The organism is Pseudomonas sp. NBRC 100443 (assembly GCF_030268185.1).
GTDB classification, from domain to species: Bacteria; Pseudomonadota; Gammaproteobacteria; order Pseudomonadales; family Pseudomonadaceae; genus Pseudomonas; species Pseudomonas citronellolis.
The window spans coordinates 1-3,874 of the sequence record NZ_BSQE01000049.1 but is presented as its reverse complement, the minus strand read 5'-3'; the positions used below and the strand labels follow the sequence as shown (position 1 = coordinate 3,874).

General features: G+C 66.2%; 7 protein-coding genes. 6 read left to right on the top strand and 1 reads right to left on the bottom strand.

Features of this window, described 5'->3' with window-relative positions:
• Nucleotides 1–329, top strand: a 329-nt coding sequence (locus QSJ95_RS32435) for a transposase (RefSeq protein ID WP_285647863.1), incomplete at its 5' end; no start/stop codon positions are given.
• Nucleotides 330–571: 242 nt separating this feature from the next.
• On the opposite strand, the gene QSJ95_RS32430 is transcribed toward QSJ95_RS32435, so the two are convergent.
• Complete coding sequence (locus QSJ95_RS32430; RefSeq protein ID WP_009616048.1) at nucleotides 572–1,024, bottom strand: flavodoxin; 453 nt, start codon at nucleotides 1,022–1,024, stop codon at nucleotides 572–574.
• A gap of 148 nt (nucleotides 1,025–1,172) precedes the next feature.
• Here QSJ95_RS32430 and folM point away from each other — a divergent pair, with 148 nt between their 5' ends.
• From folM to QSJ95_RS32405, 5 genes are all read left to right on the top strand, one after another.
• On the top strand, nucleotides 1,173–1,883 hold the full coding sequence (gene folM / locus QSJ95_RS32425) for a dihydromonapterin reductase (protein WP_285647860.1): 711 nt from the start codon (nucleotides 1,173–1,175) through the stop codon (nucleotides 1,881–1,883).
• A 29-nt stretch (nucleotides 1,884–1,912) separates the two neighbouring features.
• Nucleotides 1,913–2,473, top strand: a complete 561-nt coding sequence (gene folE, locus QSJ95_RS32420; RefSeq protein WP_009616046.1) for a GTP cyclohydrolase I FolE — start codon at nucleotides 1,913–1,915, stop codon at nucleotides 2,471–2,473.
• 1 nt (nucleotide 2,474) lies between these two features.
• A complete protein-coding gene (gene folX, locus QSJ95_RS32415; protein WP_009616045.1) occupies nucleotides 2,475–2,846 on the top strand; it encodes a dihydroneopterin triphosphate 2'-epimerase in 372 nt (123 codons plus the stop codon).
• 118 nt (nucleotides 2,847–2,964) lie between these two features.
• The gene (locus tag QSJ95_RS32410) at nucleotides 2,965–3,288 is read left to right on the top strand and encodes a DUF1244 domain-containing protein (RefSeq protein ID WP_009616044.1); all 324 of its coding nucleotides are present in this window, start codon (nucleotides 2,965–2,967) and stop codon (nucleotides 3,286–3,288) included.
• A 13-nt stretch (nucleotides 3,289–3,301) separates the two neighbouring features.
• Nucleotides 3,302–3,640 carry a HopJ type III effector protein gene (locus QSJ95_RS32405; protein ID WP_009616043.1) on the top strand — a complete coding sequence of 113 codons (339 nt, stop codon included), beginning with the start codon at nucleotides 3,302–3,304 and terminating at the stop codon, nucleotides 3,638–3,640.
• The last annotated feature ends 234 nt before the right edge of the window (nucleotides 3,641–3,874 follow it).

Below are 3,874 nucleotides of genomic sequence, written 5' to 3'. Positions count from 1 at the left end.
TGCTGGCCTATCTGCCGGAGCTGGGACAACTGAACCGCCGCCAGATCGCCGCCCTGGTGGGCCTGGCCCCGTACAACAGCGACAGCGGGCAGAAGTCGGGACAGCGCCGAATCCGGGGAGGACGAGGCATGATCCGGCGCATCCTGTACATGACGACCTTGTCGATTATTCGCTATCAGGAAGACTTCGCCCGCCGCTACCAAGGCCTGCGCGAGAACGGTCGATGCGCCAAGGTTGCCCTGGTGGCCTGCATGCGTGTGCTCATCGTGCGGTTGAACGCCATGGTCAGGGACGGTACCTGCTGGAGAACAGGTACCGTGCAGCAGTGAAAGACAGTTGCTCCTACGGTTCCAGGAAGCACGGTTTTTCGTAGGATGGCGTTGAGCGAAGCGATACCCATCAGCGCCACCGCATGGGTTTCGCAAGCTCAACCCATCCTACGAAGAGCACCTCGGCGCAAGACAGTCGCTCCTACGTTGCAGGCGAGCACAGCTTCTCGCAGGAGCAGGCCCTGCCTGCGATTCGCGCGCAGGGCGCGCTCCTACAGGTGGGGCTCGCTGCAGGTCGTGCATCAACCCTTCAACGCAGCGATGAACTCGGCGATCCAGGGCTCGGCGTCGGTCTCCGGGGTGACCGTCTCGCTGGCGTCCAGGCGCAGCATCGGCAGCACCTCGCGCAGGCCCAGTTCGGCGTACAGCTCGCGCACCTGCTCGCCGCCGCCGCAGTAGGTGTCGCCGTAGCTGGAGTCGCCCAGGCCGATCACCGCGCCGGGCAGGCCGCGCCAGTTCGGCAGGCGGTCGCGCAGGGCGTAGTACAGCGGCTGGATGTTGTCCGGCAGCTCGCCCAGACCGGTGGTCGAGGTGACCGTCAGGAAGGCGTCGGGCGCGGCTTCGATCAGCGCGTCCAGGGTGGCGCGCGGCTCGAACCAGGTCTCCAGGCCCGCGGCCTCCAGCAGGCGCCTGGCATGGCGCGCGACCTCTTCGGCGGTGCCGTAGACCGACCCGGACAGAATGGCGACTTTCATGGAAACTCCCGGTTCATGCGACAAACGCCCATTATGCCGCAAGCCGGCCACGGGTGTTCGCCGGCGCCGCCGGGCTGGTATAGTTTTTTCCCACCGCGCCGCTCGGATATGCCTCCGCCGGCGGTTTTCCACCAGCCACGAGGCTCGCATGAGCGCATCCCCGGCCCCCATCCTGATCACCGGCGCCAGCCAGCGCGTCGGCCTGCACTGCGCGCTGCGCCTGCTCGACGCGGGCCAGCCGGTGATCGTCAGCTACCGCAGCGACAAGCCCGGGCTGCAGCAACTGCGCGAGCGCGGCGCAACCTGCCTGTACGGCGACTTCGCCGACGAGGCCGGCATCCTCGCCTTCATCGACGAACTCAAGGCGCACACCGACAGCCTGCGCGCCATCGTCCACAACGCCTCGGCGTGGCTCGCCGAAACGCCCGGCCACGAGGCCGAGGCCTTCCGCGAGCTGTTCAGCGTGCACATGCTCGCCCCCTACCTGATCAACCTGCACTGCGCGCCGCTGCTGGAGCGCTCGCAGCCGGCCGACATCATCCACGTCAGCGACGACGTGGTGCGCAAGGGCAGCGCCAAGCACGTCGCCTACTGCGCCAGCAAGGCCGGGCTGGACAGCCTGACGCTGTCCTTCGCCGCGCGCCTGGCGCCGAAGATCAAGGTCAACACCATCGCCCCGGCGCTGGTCATGTTCAACGCCGGGGACGACGCCGACTACCGCGCGCGCACCCTGGCGAAATCCGCCCTGGGCATCGAGCCCGGGCCGGACGTCGTCTACCAGGCCATCCGCTACCTGCTGGACACCCCCTACGTCACCGGCACCACCTTGACCGTCAACGGCGGCCGGCACCTCAAATGACCGCCCGGCGTGGCGCGAGGAAACCTGCAATGACCGATTCCCTGTCCGCGAACTACCGCGAGATACTCCTGGGCCTGGGCGAGAACCCCGAGCGCGAGGGCCTGCTCGACACCCCCAAGCGCGCCGCCAAGGCCATGCGCTACCTGTGCCACGGCTACGAGCTGAGCCTGGAAGAGGTGGTCAACGGCGCGCTGTTCGCCTCGGATAACGACGAGATGGTGATCGTTCGCGACATCGAGCTGTATTCGCTGTGCGAACACCACCTGCTGCCCTTCATCGGCAAGGCCCATGTGGCGTACATTCCCACCGGACGGGTGCTGGGCCTGTCGAAGGTGGCGCGCATCGTCGACATGTTCGCCCGCCGCCTGCAGATCCAGGAGAACCTGACGCGGCAGATCGCCGAGGCGGTCGAGCGCATCACCGGCGCTGCCGGCGTGGCGGTGGTGATCGAGGCCCAGCACATGTGCATGATGATGCGCGGGGTGGAGAAGCAGAACTCGCAGATGTTCACCTCGGTGATGCTCGGCGCCTTCCGCGACTCCAGCAACACCCGCCAGGAATTCCTGCAACTGATCGGACGGAGCAAGTGAAATGACGCAATTGCAGCCGGGCATGGCGCGGATCCGCGTGAAGGATCTGCGCGTGCGCACCTACATCGGCATCAAGGAAGAGGAAATCCTCAACAAGCAGGACGTGCTGATCAACCTGACCATCCTCTACCCCTCGCAGGAGGCGGTGCAGGTCAACGACATCGAGCACGCGCTGAACTACCGCACCATCACCAAGGCGATCATCGCCCATGTCGAGGAGAACCGCTTCGCCCTGCTGGAGCGCCTGACCCAGGAAATCCTCGACCTGGTCATGGCCCACCCGGCGGTGCGCTACGCCGAGGTGGAAGTGGACAAGCCCCACGCCCTGCGCTTCGCCGAATCGGTGTCGATCGCCCTCGCCGCGCAGCGCTGAGCCGCGCGGCGCCGCCTGGCCAACGGCCATTGCTGGCGCCCGCCCCCGCTCTTATCATCTGCGCAGCCCCGAAGAGCCCCGACGTCCCACGACGACGCGCCACGCGAGAGCCCGACCCATGAGCAAGCCCGAACACAGCATCCTCGACCTCAGCCAGGAACAACGCACGGAACTGGAAGCCGCGGCGTTCCGCACCCTGGTGCAGCACCTGCGCAACCGCAAGGACGTGCAGAACATCGACCTGATGAACCTCGCCGGCTTCTGCCGCAACTGCCTGTCCAAGTGGTACAAGGCCGCGGCCGACGACATGGGCCTGGAACTGAGCCCGGAACAGGCCCGCGAGGAGATCTACGGCATGCCTTACGCCGAATGGAAGGCGAAATACCAGAAGGAGGCCTCGCCCGAGCAGCAGGCCGCCTTCGACACCGCCAAGAAACACTGACGAGCCCGCCTTGATGACCCTCACCGATTTCCGCGCGCGCCTGCGCAGCGAGCAGCACCTGTTCACCGATACCCTGGCGTTCATCGCCGAGCACTACAGCTACAGCCCCAGCGCCTTCAGCAACGGCCCGGTGGAAAACCCGGCCGGGCAGAACGAGGGGTCCTGCAAGACGCTCGGCTTCGCCATCCTCGAGGGCCTGAGCCTGGAGGAAACCCTGCTGGCCTTCGGTGAGCACTACCGCGCGGTGCGTGATACGCCCGAGGGTACTGATCACGCCAATATCCGGGCGCTGCAGAATACCGGCCTGGCCGGTGTGCGTTTCGAACGCCAGCCGTTGTCGCGGCGGGGCTGAGGCCCCGGATGTAGAAAAGCCCCGCGATGCGGCAATGCTGTTCACTTAAGAAAGGATGCCGTTTCTCTGCCTGGGGGAAACGGTGTTTTTCATTTGGGGTTATGGCCTGGCTCGCGAAGCTTGCCCCACTCCGGCCTTAAGCTCGTCATTGCCGCGAACAATACTTGCGCTGGCCCGAAGGGGAATAACCCAGTTGCCTTGGCTTGGGTGTTTCTGCGCCGCACCGAGTCTGCC